The organism is Psychrobacter sp. AOP7-B1-25, assembly GCF_052376195.1.
Classification (GTDB): domain Bacteria; phylum Pseudomonadota; class Gammaproteobacteria; order Pseudomonadales; family Moraxellaceae; genus Psychrobacter.
The window spans coordinates 65,898-84,962 of the sequence record NZ_JBQSVK010000004.1 but is presented as its reverse complement, the minus strand read 5'-3'; the positions used below and the strand labels follow the sequence as shown (position 1 = coordinate 84,962).

Genomic DNA, 19,065 nt, shown 5'->3' with positions numbered 1-19,065 from the left:
CGTATAATGAATTAAATTATACTTTTTATTGGCTTTTGTCAACAGAGTTTACTTGTTTTTCCAAAATAAAAAACCCACGCTAATTCGTGGGTTTTCATTACTAAAAATTCTACTAATCTATGTAAATAAACTGACAAAATATCAGTAAGAACAAGTAGTTCATCTTATCCAGTTAGGATCAATCCGGCTCATCAACCGATAGTATGCTGGCCATTCAGGTAGCCTAACTTGGGCACCAGCTTGCGCCTCACCACCCTCAAACTGCTCTCTGGTTTTAATCATTGCTTCATCACTAGCTTGGAGTAATTTACCACCAGAAGCCATCGCCTTTAGCTGAACCTCACAGCCTTGTATAATTTGGTACATTCGCATGAACGCCCATGACACATCAGGGCCAGTGGTAATAACACCGTGGTTGTTAAGCATGAGCGTGTGATTGTCAGTACCAATTGACTCAACAAGTCGCTCTTGTTCTGTTGCATCCAATACAATGCCTTCAAAAGGGTGATAACCAATACGATCATGAAACATATACGCTTCCTGGAATAAAGGTATAAAACCACATTCCAAAGCACTAACTGCCTGTAAATCTGTATTGTGAGTGTGCATCACACAGTGAATATCAGGACGACCCTTATGGATGGCGGTATGAATGACATTGCCCGCTTTATTGATTGGAAACGGTGAATCATCAAGCTTATTACCATCAAAATCTATTTTTACCAGATTTGAAGGGGTAATTTCACCATATAAAAGCCCGAATGCATTAATTAGTAAATGATCTGTACCCGGAATTCGATACGAGATATGGTTATAAACTTGTGTAGTCCAACCATAGTAGTCAACCATTCTATAGCATAATGCCAGCTCAATTCTCGCCTGCCACTCATCATCACTGTAGCCAGGCGGCGTTACTATTGATTCAAAAATATCTTTCATTAAGCCATCCTCTTATTCTGGTTTTTCGCCCATAACGACTGCCCGATACATCTCTCTTCTATAGCCATCATAGTCATTAAACGCCTGATGCAAGCAGATTCGGTTATCCCACATGATAACCGTATTGTTATACCACTTAAGCCTGCAAACAAAAGACTCTTGGGTCGCAAAACTTGCTAAGAAATCCAGTAGAGGACGCGACTCTTCTTCTGTCATACCTTCGATACCGCAGGCATAGGTTTTGTCTACATACAGTGATTTTTCGCCTGATACAGGATGTGTTCTAACCAGCGGGTGATAAGATCCTTCAATCATTTTTTGTGTATCGACATCAAGCTCTAAACTGCCTAATTCACCAGACTTTCTTTGCTGTGACTGTTTTTCAGCTTGCATAGAACTCACAACGTGTTTAGCACTCATCCATACTTTAAGAGGGGCTATCATCTCTTTCATTGCTGGACTTAAGCTGTTGTATGCGAGTACAGAGTTTGCAAATAAGGTATCACCACCATATGGAGGCATATCTTTGCCATAGTTGATCGCGATTGCAGGCGGGCAGTCTAAAAAGGCGGAATCTGTGTGCCAGCCACTACCAAACACCATCTTTGTTTCAACAGTTGCTTCTTTGATGACCGGTTGGATGTTCTCATGCCCTTCTACACCTTTGGTGTAGGCGTCTGTTCCAAAATCACCAAATCTGAGCGTTATATTTTCGTGGTCCGTAAAAGTGATGTCTTGATCTCTAAAAAATATAAGCTTATGCCTATACAAGGCCGCTTCTATCTCAGCAAAAGCGTCGTCGCTCACATTGCTGAGATCTACGCCTTGTATTTCTGCTCCCATAGCCGCCGCTAAAGGAATAGCGGTAATATGCTTATAGTCTTTTGCACCATTGTCAAACAGTCCGGTTGGATGTGTAATACTCTTCATAATTTTAATCCTTTAAAATTTTTGTTGATTTTTATCAACTATCAAACATAAGACAAAAAGATATTTTTTAGAGATAATCCTTTGTCGATATTGACAGTCACACTTAGGCGCAACGCTTACAGCCAATAAAAGGCTACATATTGAACAATCATTGTGACTGTCTACATGAGGCCTACCTGCCATTGACTAAGATTTACAGCCTGCACTAACCGTTTTTACCTTTTCGTAGATACCATCAGCATCTAAACCTAATGCTTTAACATCGCTCAGATATTTCTGCGTGCCTTGCAATAGAGGCCCTTTCCAATCAGGATCATTGAGCGGATCGGGGATATCAATCATGGTATGTCCAGCAGCACGCGCTTCTGCCATATACTGAGCATCTTCTCTATCTGTTACTTCGCCTACCAAATCAGACATTACTCTACCTGAGTTGTCATCTAGGACTTTTTTGAGGTTGTCAGGCAAATTCTCATACTTACTTTTGTTCATAGTCACGAGCAATGCTGAGTTATAGAAAGGTATGTTAGTGTGCGCTTTAGTTAACTCAACCAGTCTAAAGTCACCCGTTGGCTGCCAAGGAAAGCTAAGGCCATCAATCACGCCACGCTGTAATGAGGTGTAGATATCATTAGCTGGAAGACCCACTGGTGTGCCGCCAGTGGCTTCAATGATATCGCCTGCAATGGCTGATGGTCGACGAATACGCAGACCCTTCATATCAGAAGGAACACGAATGGGTTCACCAACCGTATGAATCGCAGCCGGTCCTGCGCCCATGAGAAATAACAAATGCGTGTCTTCATATTCACTGGCGATAGTGCCATCGTCGTAAAGTGTTTGTAGAATGCAGCCCATTTGGGTGGCAGAGTTTGAAAGGCCGGGAAGCTCAGCAATCTGCGTGAGTGGGAAACGACCAGCACTGTAGCCGTGTGCCTGAGAGCCAATATCAATGACGCCTTTAGCAGCAGAATCATACATCACGTCTGGCTTGCTCAGCGTTGCTGATGGATAAATCTCAACCTTTAACTGGCCATTAGATTCCGTCTCAATTTTTTTTGCCCATGGCTCAAAGATTTCAATATGCATCGCAGAGGTTGCAGGCCAAAAGTGTGAGAACCTCAAAACGGTGGTTTCAATTTCAGAGCTTTGCTCATTTGATTGACCAGAACACCCTAGCATGCCTAATGCCAAGGCTATCAGCACAGATATACCTCTCATTTTGACGTTGTCTTTGATTTTCATTTGCATACTTCCTTGTATATAAATAGCAGCTGAGTCAGCTTAAATACGGTCAATGCCAGCTGCTCCACCATCCTTGGCACTGCAGTAATGTTTTATGAGTCTATTAAAGACAACCTCTTCCTTTACAGTAGAAAGGTAGATGGCAGCAAATAATTACCTCAATTTTTTTGATAAATATGATACCATTTGTTCTTTATTAGAACTAATGTTCATATTGTGAACTTGACTATACTTTCCTTTTACCATGCTGTCAATAATTTATCTTTTAGAAAATACAATTATTTTAATCCCAATTCTTGGCTGCCTAGTTTTGGTAAAAGACAAAAAAAAGCTTCCAATGCAATTTTTTATAAAGCATTGGAAGCCTTTTTTATGATGACCATTCAATCGTGATTTTTACCTGCTCATAACGTTGTATAAACTTCAACAGGTAATAACATTTGGTTTGACTGACTAGATATAATACGTTTGGATTTTTTCAGCGCAATCACGCAATATGGGCAAAAACTCTTTGATAAGCATCTTTTTTGACACGCGCATGGCATTAGTACTGATATTGATAGCGCCGATAAGTTCATTATTTGACTTATAAACAGGCAGTGCAAGGGATCGCAGACCAGTATCAAGCTCTTGATCGACAACCACATATTGCTCGTCATGAGCGGCACTTAACATGTCTTTGAATTGTTCACGATCAGTGATACTAAAAGGTGTATGTGCGTTTAGCTCGATTTTTTCGATGTAATCTTCACGCTCATCTCCAGGCAGGTTGGCCAATATAGCACGGCCCATAGAAGTGTAAGCGACAGGCAGCCGAGTACCAATAGAGAGCGAAATGGATAGCAGACGATGCTTGGCAGCAGACCGTGCAATATAAACTACTTCGTCATCATCCAATACGGCAAAGGAACAAGATTCACCCGTTTTTTCAGTCACACGTTCGAGATAGAACTGCACGATGTCGTGATGATGCGCACTGCTTAGATAGCTAGACCCAATACTGAGCGTTTTGGGAGAGAGTTTAAATTGACGCTTGTCCTTATGAACATAGCCTAACGCATGCAACGTCAGTAGATAGCGCCGCGCCTTTGCTCTGTCCATATTGGTACATTCGGCGACTTCACTCAGCGTCATCGTTGAATGATTGTCATCAAACGCTCGCAGAACGCTTAAACCACCAGCAAGAGACGTCACGAAATCTGGACTATCAAAGGATATTTTCTTATCTTGTTTCATAGATATATTATTCATACTTACCAAAGTTAGGGATTCTAAATGAAAATCAATCGACTAATCAATCAGCCTTTTGTACATTCTGATATTGCCAATGCATTTTCTGACCAGGCTTTCACTCAAGCCATGTTAGATTTTGAGTTAGCCGTTCTAAAAGTACGAGAGAAAAATCAGCTTATCCCAAAAAACATCTTTCAACAATCCCAGCAAGCGTTAGCCTTAGAATTATTTGATATTGACGCCATTGGAAAACAAACTTATTTGGGCGGTAATGCTGCTATTCCTTTTGTAACACAAGCAAAGTCTTTACTTCCAACCGATATAAAACCGTTTTTTCATCAAACATTGACCAGTCAGGATGTGATTGATACCGCGATGATGATGATGCTCAAACCTTCATTTAGACGCATTCATCAAGATTTGATTGAAGTATTAAAAGCTTGTGAGGTACTGATTCAAACACATCGTAAAACGCCGATGGCAGGCAGAACGCTGCTACAACAGGCGCTACCTATCACTTTTGGTACCAAAGTATCCCAATGGGCATCTTCATTGATAGCTATCATGCCTAAGTTAGCACAATTAGAGCAGTCAGGGTTTTACTTACAATGGGGTGGTCCTGTTGGCGTAAGTAATGAAGAAAACGAGCATCATAATCTACCGCAACAGTTAGCGGAGTCACTGGGCTTATCAGCTCCTCTACTCCCTTGGCACACCAATAGACAACCTATTCATGCTATTGCTTCTACATTAGATGCCTGTGCTGGGGCAATGGAAAATATCGTCGAGGACATCGCTTTGATGACTCAATCTGAGCTAGGTGAAGTTGCTGAACCGTCTATTGAGGGTATGGGTGGCTCCTCATCAATGCCACATAAGCGCAACCCTGTACTATGCGCTTTGATCAGAACCGCCACGTTACGGATGCATGGACATATGAGTGTAATTAGTAATAGCACTGCCCAGCCTTTTGAGCGCGCATTAGGACAGTGGCATGCTAGCTGGGTACCTTTAACTGAAGGCACAGCTTTGATAGCAGGTGCTGTATCGTATTTAAAAGTATTATTGCATGGACTGCAGGTCTACCCTGAGCGTATGGCGACCAACCTTGATTTAAATAGCGATGCTTATTTAATCAAAGGCCTAGAAAAATATTTTGAAGCAGACAAAGACAAAATCTACCCGTTAATTAATCAAGCGAGCCAACAAGCCCACGGTCAACATCAAGGATTTACAACTACCTTTTTGGCTTTGCTATCAGAGCAGTCTGTAGGTTTAAGCAATCATGATGAGCTTAAAACAGTTTTATCACCTTTGACCTACTGCGGTGCAGCGCAAAGACAATGTCAAACCGTATTACTAGCTATTGAAGATATCACTTCATAAATTTGGTTCTACAAGCAGTAAAGCAGATTGACAGAAAAGTAAAAACAAGGTATTTTTAATTCACTATACGAACAAGAGTTCTTATTTAGAACAGAATGTCGAAAAAGGATTTTATGATGAGAAAAACGCTTCCCCTTAGTTTAACGTTAGCCGTTATGATTGGATTGACTGGTTGCTCGAAATCAAACGAAGCCGCAACGGCGAGTACCGAAGAAGTCACAACATTACGTTTTTCACATTTTTGGCCAGCAACAGCGGCCACTCATTCAGAAATTTTTGAGCCTTGGGCCAAAAAAGTCGAAGAAGAGTCTGAAGGCCGTATCAAAGTTGAAATATATCCTTCAGCAACTCTTAGCAAACCTGATGCCACTTACGATGCGACTGCCAAAGGTATCGTTGATATAGGCTCTCAGCTACAAGGCTATACCAATGGCCGCTTTCCATTGACCCAAGTGACAGAACTACCAGGGCTTTCTAACTCAGCGACTCAGATGAACTGTATGCTACAGACTCTATATGACGATGGGGTGATATCGAGTGAATACGAAGACACTCATTTATTGTTTATGATGGGTACAGGTCCAGGCGGCATGCACACCGTTGACAAAGCCATTCGCACGCCGGATGACTTAAAAGGCTTACGTATGCGTCGCCCCTCTGCTATTGCAGGCGATATTATTGAAGCGGCAGGTGGCACGCCAGTTGGCTTACCTGCGACTGATATTTATACGTCACTGCAACGCGGTGTATTAGATGGATTAAGTCTGCCGTGGGATGCGACAGGATCCTTTAGATTGATAGAGCTAACCAACACCCACACTAATATTCCTTTTTATAGTTCCGCTATTATGGTAACTATGAATAAAGACAAATATAACAGCCTACCAGATGACCTCAAAAAAGTCATTGATAACAACTCAGGCATGCAGATGGCAACAGCGGCAGGCAAAGTATTTGATGCAGAAGATGCAAAGTATATGGCAGAAGCCAAAGCCAAGGGTGACACGATGATAGATATTCCAGACCCATTAAACGATCCAAAATGGAAAGGTCCGTTAGAAGCTGGTACTCAAAAGTACCTAAAAGATGTCACAGCGCTGAATTTAGACGCACAAACAGTGTATCAAAAAGCCAAAGAAGCCAGTGCTGCTTGTCAATCTTAATCGCTTAACATTATTTTCGTCGACATTGCTATTGTTAATAAAAACTGAAAACCACATGACTCTAGCATCTTTAACCAGTCACTCAGAGGAATCGTCATGATACAGACAACTCCTACTAGCTACACGGCAGCAGTGATTCGCCAAAAAGGTGGGCCATTCCAAATTGAGCAAGTCAAAACCGCTACTATACAAGATGACGAAGTGCTGGTACGTGTCGTAGCAACCGGAATGTGCCATACCGACATGATCGCTCGTGATCAGGTGTTCCCTGTTCCGCACCCAATAGTACTGGGGCATGAAGGCTCTGGTATTATTGAGTCTATCGGCAGTAAAGTAATAGACATCGCTATTGGCGACCATGTTGTTATGACTTTTTTAAACTGCAATAAATGTGATTCTTGCCATGAAGGTCACCCTGCTTATTGCGAAAACTTTAATCAGTATAATTTTTCTGGTCAAAGAGTTGATGGTTCTCATGCCTTAATCGCAAGCAACGATACCGAACTGAACGATCGTTTCTTCGGTCAATCATCGTTTGGTCAATATGCTGTGGCAAATACGCGCAATGTTATCAAAGTTCGTAAGGATGCACCACTTGAACTACTGGGACCTTTAGGCTGTGGTATTCAAACAGGTGCGGGTACCGTCATGAATGCACTCAAAGTAACAGCTGGTTCTAGCTTCGTTGCGTGGGGCGGCGGTGCCGTTGGGCTATCAGCAGTAATGGCAGCCGCAGCGATTGGTGCTACGACGATTATTGCAGTTGATATTGTGCCTTCACGATTGGAGCTAGCGCTGAAGATTGGAGCAACACATGTAATCAACAGCAAAGAAGAAGATGCTGTTGCACGTATTCAGGAGATTACGGGCAGCGGTGCACAATTTGCTATGGATACAACTGGCATAGGGTCGCTTATCTCAAGCATGGTCACCGCATTATGCCCTCGCGGCATTGGCGCTATTGTTGGTGCCTCAAAGCCAGGTTCAACGGCAGATATTGATCTGACCGATTTTATGCAAAACTGCAAAAAATTAGTCGGTGTGGTTGAAGGTGATAGTGTGCCTATTGCATTGATTCCAACGCTAGTAGATCTCTATATGGCAGGAAAATTCCCCTTCAATAAACTCGTTAAATTCTACGATCTAAAAGATATTAATCAGGCCGCAGAGGATAGTGAAAAAGGCGTCACTCTTAAGCCTATCGTTAGAATGCAGTCAGATGATATTCTTATTACAAGTTGATGCAACAGATTAGATAATCTTTTTCTATGATTTAAACGCTTTTGCTTTGTAAAAATGTTATTCATTATGGTGAGACATATGTATTTGATATAGGACAAGGTACGGTAAAACGCGCTATTTAGGATTGGAAAACTATAACTGCACCAGAAATAGCTGCATCTAACATAGTTTATTCATTATCGGATTGGTTAGATACTTGATTAAAAACCTATTCCCACACTAAATACTTATATTTTTGATTTGTTTCTCAGCGGCTGCATGTACAATCCAGAATGTCATTGCTTAGGTAATGGTGACTTTGCTATCGAGGAACTGAAAATCTAATTATGATGAATATATACACTTATCTGTAAATATTAAAGAAATAAAAAGCTTACCAACGATTCAGCATAGTCCAAAAAACCCATAAGCTATCAGCTTATGGGTAATCTTGATTTATTTTCAAAGGCTGCAAATATTGACATGGAGTCCGACTTGGATATCTAATCCCAGATATAACTTATGCATTGTCCTCTTTAATCATATCAGCTGCCTTTTCTGCTACCATAATCGTGGGTGCATTGGTATTACCAGCCATAACAAATGGGAAAATGGAGGCGTCTACCACACGCAACCTGTTAACACCTCGGACTTTCAATCGCGGTGTCACCACTGCCAAACCATCACTTCCCATTTTACAGGTGCCATTCTGGTGATGGTAACTTACAACTGACGAACGTACATACTCTGCAATTTGTTCATCTGTTTTAACGTCTTCACCTGGATATATTTCTCGACCACGCCATTCTTTCAAAGCTGGTTGGTTTGCGATATGACGCATTTGCTTAATCGAAGTCACTAATGTATCGACATCATATTGTGTATCAAGTACATTTGGATCGATATTCATCTTATCATCAGGATTAGAACTGTTTAATGTAATTCTACCGCGTGAGGTCGGTCTAACTCCTGCAGCTACTAGAGAGAATGCATTTTCAATAGAACTATCTTGATCAGGTGCATAATAAGGAACATGAAAAAAAAGTGGCTGCATATCGGCCCCGAGTAGAGCTGTCTGGGTTTTTGCAAACATATGAGCATGCAATACTTGAATTGACATATCACTTGGTGGTGGAACTTCCTTCTTTCCTTCATATATTACAGGGCTTAAATTATGATCGTGGAGGTTTTCACCTACACCGGGTCTATCGACAATCACATTAATACCAAGCTTTTCTAACTCTGATTTTGAACCAATGCCTGATAGCATCAAAATACGAGGAGATTCAATAGCACCGCCACATACAATCACTTCTTTTTTGGCTTTAACTGTTTTGATAGCACCTTCTTGACGATATGTAACACCCGTTGCTATACCCTTTGTTGTATTTACTTTATGGACACGTGAGTTAGTTATTAATGATAAATTAGGACGATTGAGCGCTGGACGTAAGAAAGCGACCGCGGTGGAATGCCTCTTCCCATGTTTCGTATTTAAATCAGTATAACTGACCCCTTCTTGTGTTTCCCCATTGCTGTCATCATTGAAGGGGATACCAGACTCTATAGCAGCATCAACTATTGCTTTCGTGACTGGATGAGGCGTGAAGTCTGCAGTAACATGAAGCAGCCCGTCACCGCCATGATAGACACTTGGACCACGTGAGTAATTTTCTGACTTTTTGAAATATGGTAGTACATCGTTATAAGACCACCCAGCACAACCCAAGTCATTTGCCCAATGATCATAATCAGATGCATTACCTCGCACATAAATCATGGCATTTAATGAAGATGACCCACCCACTGTTTTACCACGTGGCCAATTTAAGATACGATTGTGTGCATTTTTTTGCGGTATTGTTTTATAGTCCCAATCATATTCGGTACCCCATAGCTCAATTAAACGCATGGGTGTTGATATCATTTCACTGTTATCAGGACCTCCTGCTTCAATGATAAGTACCTGACTACCGTCTTCAGTTAGACGATTTGCAAGTACACAGCCTGCCGAACCTGCGCCAATAATCACATAATCGAATTCTTTACTATGGCTATCTATAGGATTAATACTTGCACCTATAGCACCCTTAGACAACATAAGTACACCTGAGGCAACTGCGGTGTATCCTAAAAAATTGCGACGTGAAATACCTTTTGACTTATTTTTAGTAGACATTAAAACTCCTTTTTATTGTCAGCTATATTCCTTTATTTTAGATGAGCCTATTTCAATTAAAATAACTAACCATCTTCAGATAACTGATTTTTCCTACTAACAATCATATAATCTGAGGCCTTTAGCATCTCTAAAGATAAGTACTCACTACCTGTTCTACTTCGGCCATATTTTTTGCATTTAACTAGCAGTCACTAGGGTGTATCATCAATTAGATTGTGAGGCTTAAAACTTAGCCATTTTTAGGCCACTAAACGTATTAATGTGCTAATTAATGACGCGCCCTAGATACTTATTAGGTAATAAACAGCTATGTAATAAATATCTATTAAGATTTAAAAACTTGCATGGTCTGTATAGAAGTAAACTCTTTAAGACCAGCTTCTCCAAACTCAACACCAAACCCCGAGTCTTTGACACCACCAAACGGGGCATCAGGTTGCACCATGGCATGATTATTGATCCACACAGTGCCACAGTCTAAACGTGAGCCGATACTCTGTGCTTTTTCGATGTCTGTTGACCAGACTGAACCGCCAAGTCCAACAGATAAGCGGTTGGCACTAACAATCGCCTCTTCGACATCGGTAAACTTAATAATGGGAAGAATCGGTCCAAACTGTTCTTCATCAACCAATCTTGCGCCATCATTGATATCATTCACCAACGTTATGGGATAAAAATAGCCAGTCTCGTCTACCACTTCCCCGCCACATAAGAAGTTTGCACCGCGTTCTTTGGCATCTTGAGCAAGGGCTTTGACGATATTTAATTGTGCCTCATTTTGCAGAGGTCCAAAGTCAGTATCTTCATCTAGCCCATTACCTGTCTTCATGCTTTTGGCAATCGCGGTCAAGGCTGCACACAACTCATCGTGTACGGATTCATGCACATATAGTCGTTTTAGGGCAGCACACGTTTGGCCATTATTGATAAAAGAGGTCGCAAAAATCTTACCTGCGATGGCTTCAATATCAGCATCCGCCAGTACAATACCAGCGTCATTGCCACCTAGCTCAAGTGTCAAACGTTTTAAAGTCACGGCAGCGCTTTTCATAATGGCCTTGCCCGTTGGGGTTGAGCCTGTAAATACAATCTTTTGTATGTCCACGTGTGCAGACATCGCCGCACCAATATCACCTTTGCCAGTTACCACGTTCAACACACCTGCTGGCAAAATATCTTTAGCAATCTCACCAAAGCATAGTACGGTCAATGGAGTCATTTCAGATGGTTTCATGACGACGGTATTGCCAGTAAGCAAAGCAGGAATTATGTGCCAAATACCGATGAGTAATGGATAATTCCATGGGGTGATTGAGCCTACAACGCCCAGAGGCTTACGATGTAACTCTATCCGAGCCAAGTCATTATCTTGAATGGTTTCTGGCTCTAACTCCATGCTAGCAGTGGCACGTATCCAAGCCAATACACCACCCAACTCAAAGCCTGCACCCAAATCGGCAAAACCTTTAGTAGGTTTGCCTTGCTCTTTGGTCAGCATTGTCATAAGAACATCAACACGAGCTTCAACCGCATCAGCAAGCTGCATTAAGTAGTCACGGCGCTCTGCATAGGTGAGTGCTGACCAACTAGTAAACGCGGATCTAGCAGCTGCGACTGCTTCATCTAGTTGAGTCACACTGGCCTTTGGGCAGCAGGCAATAACAGATTTATCAGCAGGGTTGATGACATCGAAATAATCGGTAGTGGTAACGCTTTTACCGCCGATAATTAAATTAAATTCTTTCATTGTTTTCACTCTTATTCTCGTAAATATTATTTATAGGGCTAACTAAAAACACTTAAACTAGGCTATAGAGTCAAATTATTTACTGAGGATGTCTGTGCTTATAAATAATTAGCATGAGTGCAGCAATGGTATTGCTGCACTCATGGACTACTATTCCAAAATATTTATTTGCTCTCATCTTTACTTTGATTAAGATTTAACGAAGGGGTTTCATCAAAGAAATTCCACGGTTTAAGCAGAATATTCACCCATTCTGTCGGCATAATAGGCCATTCTTCAGCGCGGGCTATATGAGTAGTACCCGTGGTTAGCCACACCACCAAATCTTTATTATGAATATTTTCGTCATCTGCAACAAATGCGCCTAGTCCTGTATCTTTGTCCGAACGATTAGGATACGTACCTTCTGGATATAACTCATTCGTATTATATTTCGTTACCCAAATTTGCTTATCCATAAAGTTAAGACGTTTAAATAACCACTCATCATCTGCAAAGTTAGCACCTTTCGCAATGGGGTGCGTGGCACCTGCAAATGGGATCATCTGATAAGACACCGGATTACCCATACGATTCTCTTTACTGGCATTGCCAATTAAACGTACAGTAGTAGGGTCAAAATTTTCTTTCGCCTTAGTTTCTGTCAATACTGTCGTCTCACGAGTCTCCATTGCACTAGTACGTGGCCCACCTCGCACATTAGGTACAACTACTGGCTCTATACGTTTGATGTTATTGGTCTCGCCATCAACATCCATATCCAAGCGGAAATTGTAGATATGCTGATGCGTGGTGCCAACGATGTTATGGTCTATCAGTGTGCCATAACGTGTGTCTTCTTTAGCACTTGGATCATGCATGGTTTTTGCAATAACACCTTTGACCGCTTCGATACCAGTAGCGCCAGCATTGATACCAATGGTACCGTTTGGCTGAAATACCCAGTCAAAAATATAATCATAGTTACCGATTGTGCTAATCCAGCGCACGACCAACTCACGACGCTCAGTACTGACATTTTTTTGCCCCATTTCCTGGTGTTTAAACTCAGGGCCTGCGTAACGTTCAAACACGGCGATGGCATTCGGAATGGTATAAGGATTGCCTTCGTAATCTGCAAGCTCAGCATCTAGGAGTACCGCATTTTCTGGTGCGTCAACGTTTCTCTCTAGCGGAGAGGTTAAGGTGCCCATACCATATTCGCCAGAATCCAAATAAGATTTAAAGTACCACCCCATATCAGGGTCACCATAAGGGACAACCATGCCGCCTAAGTTGCCTTGATACATGATTTTACGGTCTACGCCTTTGTCATTAAAGGTAACAGTGCTGAGCTGCAAACCTGTACGACTGTCTAGACCAATATGGAATTTCCAATTGTTCCATTCAATGTTTCGACCAGTGATGGTATAGTTTTTCCCTTCTGGTTCAATAATATTCAATGGTTTATTGGTCACAACCTTTTTATCGCGACCATCGATTGGGCGCGGAGTCATAGGCACCGGAATAACACCGCCTTCTTCGATTTTAACAATTTTGTTCTTATCTAAATCAACTACTGCTACCAAATTTTCGATAGGATGTGCCCAATAGTTGCCATCCCCAACATCTAGATAAGAAACAATTTTTAGAATTCTTTGTTGCTTGTCTAAAAGACCATCTTCTCCCCCAAAATAGCCGACCGTCAACGGTGTTCCAACCACTTTTGTCACATCATCAACGCCCCGTTTTTTCAAAGCGTTTTTGTACTCTGGGCTAGTTTGAATAATGTCTTGGATTGCCATAAAATCATCGACTAATACCATGCCGAACGTATTTTCGAGCGTTTTCCAGCCGGTAAGTGATTTTGTGTTTAAATCCACCTCACCTTCAATGACCGTATTCCCCTTTAGAATTGTAAAGGTGACTACACGATCGCCAACATAAGGGTTTTTATCAATTACGTTACGCCACACGGCATCTTTGTCAGGTTGCTTTAGACGAATATCAGCAAACCTTAGGTTGGTTTCTTTTGGTTTTGCTTTACGAATAATAGCGGTCGCTTGGTTGATTTCTTTACTGCTCAAAGTATTGAGTGGATGCGGTGTGCTCTCTACTTTAAAGGTTTGATCTAAATTTGATTGCAGTATTTCATTGGCCAATGTGTCGGGTACTAAAGCTTGACCATTTTTCATGACCAACGGGTTGGTGATTTTTAGGGATTTCCCATTAACCATAGCAGTGGAGCTACTGGGTTTTATTTGTACTCGTGTAGAGTTCTTGATGATGGTATACACATCAGCATAACTGTCATAGGTGACCTCTGCACCCGCTGTGGACATTGCGTCCTCAATCGGAACCATGTGCACTTCTCCACCATGTGCCAGTGCCTGACCACTATAAATAAAAGCTAAGCTGGCGACTAGCGCCGTTAAAGTAGACTTGAATGTGATGTTGTGATGAGATTTGATGCGACTGTTGGCAGTAACATCTTCCTGGTGCTTGCGTCTGAGTTTATAACGTATCATAAATAACGTCCTTGTCATTGATGGTAGAAAGAGATTGTGTTTTCGGTGTTCATTGTTACTTTAAACTTAAGGAGCTAACAACCTAAAAATTAAGTCAAAAGTTCATAAAAATGACAACATGCAAATTAGATATAGCAGTCTTGAATGTTATCGGCAAACTCATGTAATATTGGTAGAAAATTTTCGATCAAAACATCATAAGAAATACGCATAGCATTAATGGCCTCAATCCGTTCATTATTAGACTTATAAACTAGGATTATTGATGGCCTTTGTTATTAAAGTTCTGATTTGATATGATGTTGAGCATTAAATTGCTTATGTGTTAGCCGCTCGTCTGTATCCATGGTCAAAGGCTTAACTTCCTTTAAAGAGTGCAAACAACGTTTGGTAAGCTCTATATATTGCTGAGTACCATGCGCTTTCCAAGCCAACTCTTTTTCTTCAAGTTCTCTTATCACTTTTGTAGGGCTGCCTAATGCCATGACATTTGGCGGAATGACCATCTTCGCTTTGACGGTACTATTAGCACCAATAATGCTATTTTCACCTACTTCTGCTAAATCTAAAATGACACTATTCATTCCGACTAGTGCATTCTTTCTCACAATACAGCCGTGCAGAATGGCTGCATGTCCAATATGTCCATATTCTTCAACCACTACTACGTGGTTGGGAAAGCCATGTATAATGCAATTATCTTGGATATTGGCATTTTTTTTGATACGAATGCCGCCGAAATCAGCACGTAATGAAGCGAACGGGCCGATATACACACCTGCTTCAATCATAACATCGCCAATGATCACGGCAGTTGGATGAACATAAGCAGCTGGGCTAATAACCGGTATTACCCCGTCAATGGCATAGCAAGGCATAGTCGTTTCCTTATCAATAAATGTCAAACAAGGTTTAAAGTCATCATTCGCCTAAGCGTCTTCAGCAAACTTTAACCCGCCGAAGCGTTTATAAAACTGTGGCCGTGCTGGTGGCATGGTACCCTCAGCTGTGCGGGCAATGTTAAGAAAAAAATCTTCAGATGAGCTAACAAGCACTTGGTATATATTGCTGGTTAAATTACGCGCGGTCATTGCTAGCCAATCCGATGGCAGTAGTTCTAGAGGTAAATTCGGATCTTTTAATAAGATACGTCGGTACTGGTGAATCAGTAGAATACGAATTTGAAACGCTTGTAGTTCATTGAACTCACCATCTTCGATGAGGCTCAAAACATTACGAAAGTCGTTAATAAATTTATCATAGCGTTGATGCAGCTGCTCGATAGGCCAGTTCACCTCAACCATACGCTTGAGTGTTGGATATGACTCTTGCCATAAGTGCAAGGCTTCGGCACGAAACACCACCACTTGTTCAGTCATATTGAGATTAAATAGTAAGTTTTGCAGCTGCAACTCATCACAGCTAGGATAGGCCATGAGATTGGTGGTAACATTGGCAAACCCTAACCACTCCAATTCTTTTTTGAGGAGGGTTTTGTTTCCAAGGTCAACCGAGCTTAATAACACCAAATCCCATTTTTGATCCCACTCACCCTGATGTAAACCATAAATTTTTTCATGGGCGGCAGCAAAGCGCTCACGGCTGACTTCAGTAATGCGGTAGTAACTGGTACGTCCGATTTTTTCTGAGCTTAACCAGTCATTTTGCACCAAGCGAAATACCGCTGTACGCACCGAGCGTTCGTTGAAACCGAACACATCCATGAGTTGAATCAGACTGGCTAAACTAATGACCCCTCCTCGTTGAAAGATACAATCACCAAAGATTGACATAATTAACGAGGTGCCACTTAATACGTCTTCACTGGTAAGCTCATCAATACATTGTTTTAATTTAGCATTCATATCATTTATTCATCGTCTAAAAGACCCGCGATAATACCCAAGGGACTATCGCGCGGGGTTAAATTACATTAGGCAGGTACAGCAGTATTGCGTAGGTCAATAACACGTTGAGCTTTACCCTCAGAACGAGGTAACATACCTTGTGGTGAGACTTCTACATGAACGCTGATACCCACCATGGTTTTTATCTTTTGTTTAAGTGTATTTGCAAACTGCATCACTTCGATATCATTGGCATCACTACGTGACTCAACATGGATACATAGGGTGTCTAAGTGACCGTGCTTGAGGATATGGATCTGATAGTTTGGCAGTAATTTTGGTATTTGTAAAATCTGTTCTTCGATCTGCGACGGAAAGACATTAACGCCACGAATGATCATCATATCATCACTACGGCCAACAATTTTTTCCATACGACGCATAGTACGTACAGAACCTGGTAATAAGCGGGTCAGATCTCGGGTACGGTAACGAATGATGGGCATACCCTCCTTAGTAATAGTGGTAAACACCAATTCGCCAAGCTCGCCGTCTGGTAGTACTTCTCCGGTCTGAGGGTTAATAATTTCTGGGTAAAAATGGTCTTCCCAAATGGTTGCGCCATCTTTAGATTCTAAGCACTCCATGGCGACACCTGGGCCCATGACTTCTGACAGGCCGTATATATCTAACGCATCGATACCTAAACGCGTTTCGATTTCTTGGCGCATGGCGTTAGTCCACGGTTCAGCCCCGAAGATACCGGTTTTGATAGAACAATCTTTGGCAGTACCAAATTTTTGCTCCAATGCTTCAATAATATTCAAGCAGTAAGAAGGGGTGACCATCAATGCGGTTGGTTTAAAGTCTTGGATTAGCTGGGCTTGACGGTCAGTTTGGCCACCTGACATTGGGATAACCGTTGCACCTAATCGTTCAACACCATAGTGCGCACCCAAGCCACCAGTGAATAGGCCATAACCGTAGGATACTTGAATGGTATCTTTGCTAGTCAGGCCAGCCGCACGCAGTGAGCGTGCTACGACATCCGACCAAGTCACGATATCTTGTTTGGTATAACCGACAACGGTAGGTTGGCCAGTAGTACCTGATGATGCATGAACACGGACGATTTGTTCACGTGGGACGCTAAACATACCGAACGGGTAATTGTCGCGCAAGTCTGATTTGGTGGTGAATGGAAATTTAGCTAAATCTTCTAATGATTGGCAGTCTTCTGGGTGAACACCGACTTTGTCAAATTTCTTCTTATAAACAGGGTTATTTTCGTATGCGTTTTTGAGTGTTTCTTTCAAACGTTTCAACTGTACGCTACGTAATTCGTCTACTGACGCGGTTTCGATGTGTTCCATAACATTATGATTCATGTAAAACTCCTTTTCGTAGTCATCCTGACTACATTTCCAATTAAAAAACTCTGTTAAAGACGTGATTAGACGTTTTCTACCACCATTGCCACGCCTTGACCCACACCCACACACATGGTGCATAACGCATACTTACCGTTACGACGTTTTAATTCTTTCATTGCGGTGATGACCAAACGTGTACCACTCATTCCTAGAGGATGACCTAGTGCAATAGCCCCACCATTTGGATTGATACGTGTGTCATTATCGGTAAGACCCAGTTCACGAATTACGGCAAGGGATTGCGCGGCGAATGCTTCGTTAAGCTCGATAACATCCATCTGGCTTAATGTTAATCCGGTTTGCTCAAGCACTTTTAGTACTGCAGGCACAGGGCCAATACCCATATAGCGCGGCTCGACACCAGCACTCGCCATACCAATAATACGCGCTTGCGGCGTTAGATTGTGTGCTTGACCAAAGCGTTCGCTACCCATTAGTACACAAGCAGCACCATCATTGACACCTGATGCGTTACCCGCAGTCACTGAACCGCCCTCCTTACGAAATGGGGTTTTGAGGCTAGTAAGGGCTTCTAAGCCAGAATCCGCACGTGGGTGTTCGTCTTGGTCAACAATCACGCTGCCTTTTTTCGTTTTAACTTCAACTGGTAAGATCTCTTCGTTAAAGAGACCTGCCTGTTGGGCAGCGGCAGTTTTCTGTTGGCTACGTAGCGCGAATAGGTCTTGGTCTTCGCGGCTGATTTGATATTTCTCAGCCACGTTTTCGGCAGTTTCTGGCATACTATCAACACCATACGCGGCTTTCATTAATGGGTTAATGAAGCGCCAACCGATGGAGGTGTCAAAAATTTCTGGTGCGCGGTGAAAGGCACTGGTCGGTTTCGATTGGACATAGGGTGCGCGGCTCATGCTCTCGACACCACCAGCCAATACAAACTCGGCCTCACCCGTTTTTACCAAACGTGAGGCGATGCCAATCGAGTCCATACCAGAAGCACAGAGACGATTAACAGTGATAGCAGGTACCTTATCAGGCAAGCCTGCAAGTAAAGTTGCCATACGCGCTACATTACGGTTGTCTTCGCCGGCTTGGTTAGCACAGCCAATGATTACTTCATCAACTTTATCCCATGGCAAGTTTGGGTTTTGATCTTTTAGATGTTGAATAGGCAAAGCTGCCAAATCATCCGTACGAACACTACTTAAGCCACCGGCATAGCGCCCGATTGGGGTGCGAATAGCGTCATAAATATACACTTGTTGCATTAT

Annotated in this window: 14 protein-coding genes; 3 read left to right on the top strand and 11 right to left on the bottom strand. The window is 42.1% G+C overall.

Going from position 1 to position 19,065, the window contains the following annotated elements; all coding sequences use genetic code 11:
- Positions 1 to 159: 159 nt before the first annotated feature.
- The 4 genes from ACT3QR_RS05665 to ACT3QR_RS05650 all read right to left on the bottom strand — a co-directional run bounded on the left by ACT3QR_RS05665 (position 160) and on the right by ACT3QR_RS05650 (position 4,365).
- A complete protein-coding gene (locus ACT3QR_RS05665; RefSeq protein ID WP_444520416.1) occupies positions 160 to 939 on the bottom strand; it encodes a class II aldolase/adducin family protein in 780 nt (259 codons plus the stop codon).
- Between the two features lie 12 nt (positions 940 to 951).
- Positions 952 to 1,869 (bottom strand): TauD/TfdA dioxygenase family protein, encoded by a 918-nt coding sequence (locus ACT3QR_RS05660; protein ID WP_444520415.1) that lies wholly within the window; start codon positions 1,867 to 1,869, stop codon positions 952 to 954.
- 186 nt (positions 1,870 to 2,055) lie between these two features.
- Entirely contained in the window at positions 2,056 to 3,114 is a 1,059-nt protein-coding gene (locus tag ACT3QR_RS05655) for a TRAP transporter substrate-binding protein (protein WP_444520498.1), read from the bottom strand.
- A gap of 453 nt (positions 3,115 to 3,567) precedes the next feature.
- Entirely contained in the window at positions 3,568 to 4,365 is a 798-nt protein-coding gene (locus tag ACT3QR_RS05650; protein WP_444520414.1) for an IclR family transcriptional regulator domain-containing protein, read from the bottom strand.
- Between the two features lie 24 nt (positions 4,366 to 4,389).
- Between ACT3QR_RS05650 and ACT3QR_RS05645 the strand changes: the two genes are divergently transcribed.
- The 3 genes from ACT3QR_RS05645 (at position 4,390) to ACT3QR_RS05635 (ending at position 8,138) form a co-directional block, all read left to right on the top strand.
- Entirely contained in the window at positions 4,390 to 5,733 is a 1,344-nt protein-coding gene (locus tag ACT3QR_RS05645) for a lyase family protein (protein ID WP_444520413.1), read from the top strand.
- Positions 5,734 to 5,849: 116 nt separating this feature from the next.
- The gene (gene dctP, locus ACT3QR_RS05640; protein WP_444520497.1) at positions 5,850 to 6,896 is read left to right on the top strand and encodes a TRAP transporter substrate-binding protein DctP; all 1,047 of its coding nucleotides are present in this window, start codon (positions 5,850 to 5,852) and stop codon (positions 6,894 to 6,896) included.
- A gap of 96 nt (positions 6,897 to 6,992) precedes the next feature.
- On the top strand, positions 6,993 to 8,138 hold the full coding sequence (locus ACT3QR_RS05635) for an NAD(P)-dependent alcohol dehydrogenase (RefSeq protein ID WP_444520412.1): 1,146 nt from the start codon (positions 6,993 to 6,995) through the stop codon (positions 8,136 to 8,138).
- A 499-nt stretch (positions 8,139 to 8,637) separates the two neighbouring features.
- On the opposite strand, the gene ACT3QR_RS05630 is transcribed toward ACT3QR_RS05635, so the two are convergent.
- The 7 genes from ACT3QR_RS05630 to pcaF all read right to left on the bottom strand — a co-directional run bounded on the left by ACT3QR_RS05630 (position 8,638) and on the right by pcaF (position 19,062).
- Complete coding sequence (locus tag ACT3QR_RS05630) at positions 8,638 to 10,218, bottom strand: GMC family oxidoreductase (protein WP_444520411.1); 1,581 nt, start codon at positions 10,216 to 10,218, stop codon at positions 8,638 to 8,640.
- Positions 10,219 to 10,624: 406 nt separating this feature from the next.
- On the bottom strand, positions 10,625 to 12,049 hold the full coding sequence (locus tag ACT3QR_RS05625) for an aldehyde dehydrogenase family protein (protein WP_444520410.1): 1,425 nt from the start codon (positions 12,047 to 12,049) through the stop codon (positions 10,625 to 10,627).
- A 164-nt stretch (positions 12,050 to 12,213) separates the two neighbouring features.
- Positions 12,214 to 14,556 (bottom strand): primary-amine oxidase, encoded by a 2,343-nt coding sequence (gene tynA / locus ACT3QR_RS05620; RefSeq protein WP_444520409.1) that lies wholly within the window; start codon positions 14,554 to 14,556, stop codon positions 12,214 to 12,216.
- Positions 14,557 to 14,834: 278 nt separating this feature from the next.
- A complete protein-coding gene (locus ACT3QR_RS05615; protein WP_444520408.1) occupies positions 14,835 to 15,434 on the bottom strand; it encodes an acyltransferase in 600 nt (199 codons plus the stop codon).
- Positions 15,435 to 15,485: 51 nt separating this feature from the next.
- On the bottom strand, positions 15,486 to 16,421 hold the full coding sequence (locus ACT3QR_RS05610) for a PaaX family transcriptional regulator (RefSeq protein WP_444520407.1): 936 nt from the start codon (positions 16,419 to 16,421) through the stop codon (positions 15,486 to 15,488).
- A 68-nt stretch (positions 16,422 to 16,489) separates the two neighbouring features.
- Entirely contained in the window at positions 16,490 to 17,791 is a 1,302-nt protein-coding gene (gene paaK / locus ACT3QR_RS05605) for a phenylacetate--CoA ligase PaaK (RefSeq protein WP_444520406.1), read from the bottom strand.
- A gap of 65 nt (positions 17,792 to 17,856) precedes the next feature.
- The gene (gene pcaF / locus ACT3QR_RS05600) at positions 17,857 to 19,062 is read right to left on the bottom strand and encodes a 3-oxoadipyl-CoA thiolase (protein ID WP_444520405.1); all 1,206 of its coding nucleotides are present in this window, start codon (positions 19,060 to 19,062) and stop codon (positions 17,857 to 17,859) included.
- Positions 19,063 to 19,065 lie beyond the last annotated feature (3 nt).

What these genes read in the sequence shown, in the direction of transcription:
- ACT3QR_RS05615 (WP_444520408.1), bottom strand. Translation starts at nt 15,434, where the DNA reads ATGCCTTGCTATGCCATTGACGGGGTAATACCGGTTATTAGCCCAGCT.
- ACT3QR_RS05635 (WP_444520412.1), top strand. Translation starts at nt 6,993, where the DNA reads ATGATACAGACAACTCCTACTAGCTACACGGCAGCAGTGATTCGCCAA.
- dctP (WP_444520497.1), top strand. Translation starts at nt 5,850, where the DNA reads ATGAGAAAAACGCTTCCCCTTAGTTTAACGTTAGCCGTTATGATTGGA.
- ACT3QR_RS05655 (WP_444520498.1), bottom strand. Translation starts at nt 3,114, where the DNA reads ATGAAAATCAAAGACAACGTCAAAATGAGAGGTATATCTGTGCTGATA.
- ACT3QR_RS05645 (WP_444520413.1), top strand. Translation starts at nt 4,390, where the DNA reads ATGAAAATCAATCGACTAATCAATCAGCCTTTTGTACATTCTGATATT.
- pcaF (WP_444520405.1), bottom strand. Translation starts at nt 19,062, where the DNA reads ATGCAACAAGTGTATATTTATGACGCTATTCGCACCCCAATCGGGCGC.
- ACT3QR_RS05630 (WP_444520411.1), bottom strand. Translation starts at nt 10,218, where the DNA reads ATGTTGTCTAAGGGTGCTATAGGTGCAAGTATTAATCCTATAGATAGC.
- ACT3QR_RS05665 (WP_444520416.1), bottom strand. Translation starts at nt 939, where the DNA reads ATGAAAGATATTTTTGAATCAATAGTAACGCCGCCTGGCTACAGTGAT.
- paaK (WP_444520406.1), bottom strand. Translation starts at nt 17,791, where the DNA reads ATGAATCATAATGTTATGGAACACATCGAAACCGCGTCAGTAGACGAA.
- tynA (WP_444520409.1), bottom strand. Translation starts at nt 14,556, where the DNA reads ATGATACGTTATAAACTCAGACGCAAGCACCAGGAAGATGTTACTGCC.
- ACT3QR_RS05650 (WP_444520414.1), bottom strand. Translation starts at nt 4,365, where the DNA reads ATGAATAATATATCTATGAAACAAGATAAGAAAATATCCTTTGATAGT.
- ACT3QR_RS05660 (WP_444520415.1), bottom strand. Translation starts at nt 1,869, where the DNA reads ATGAAGAGTATTACACATCCAACCGGACTGTTTGACAATGGTGCAAAA.
- ACT3QR_RS05610 (WP_444520407.1), bottom strand. Translation starts at nt 16,421, where the DNA reads ATGAATGCTAAATTAAAACAATGTATTGATGAGCTTACCAGTGAAGAC.
- ACT3QR_RS05625 (WP_444520410.1), bottom strand. Translation starts at nt 12,049, where the DNA reads ATGAAAGAATTTAATTTAATTATCGGCGGTAAAAGCGTTACCACTACC.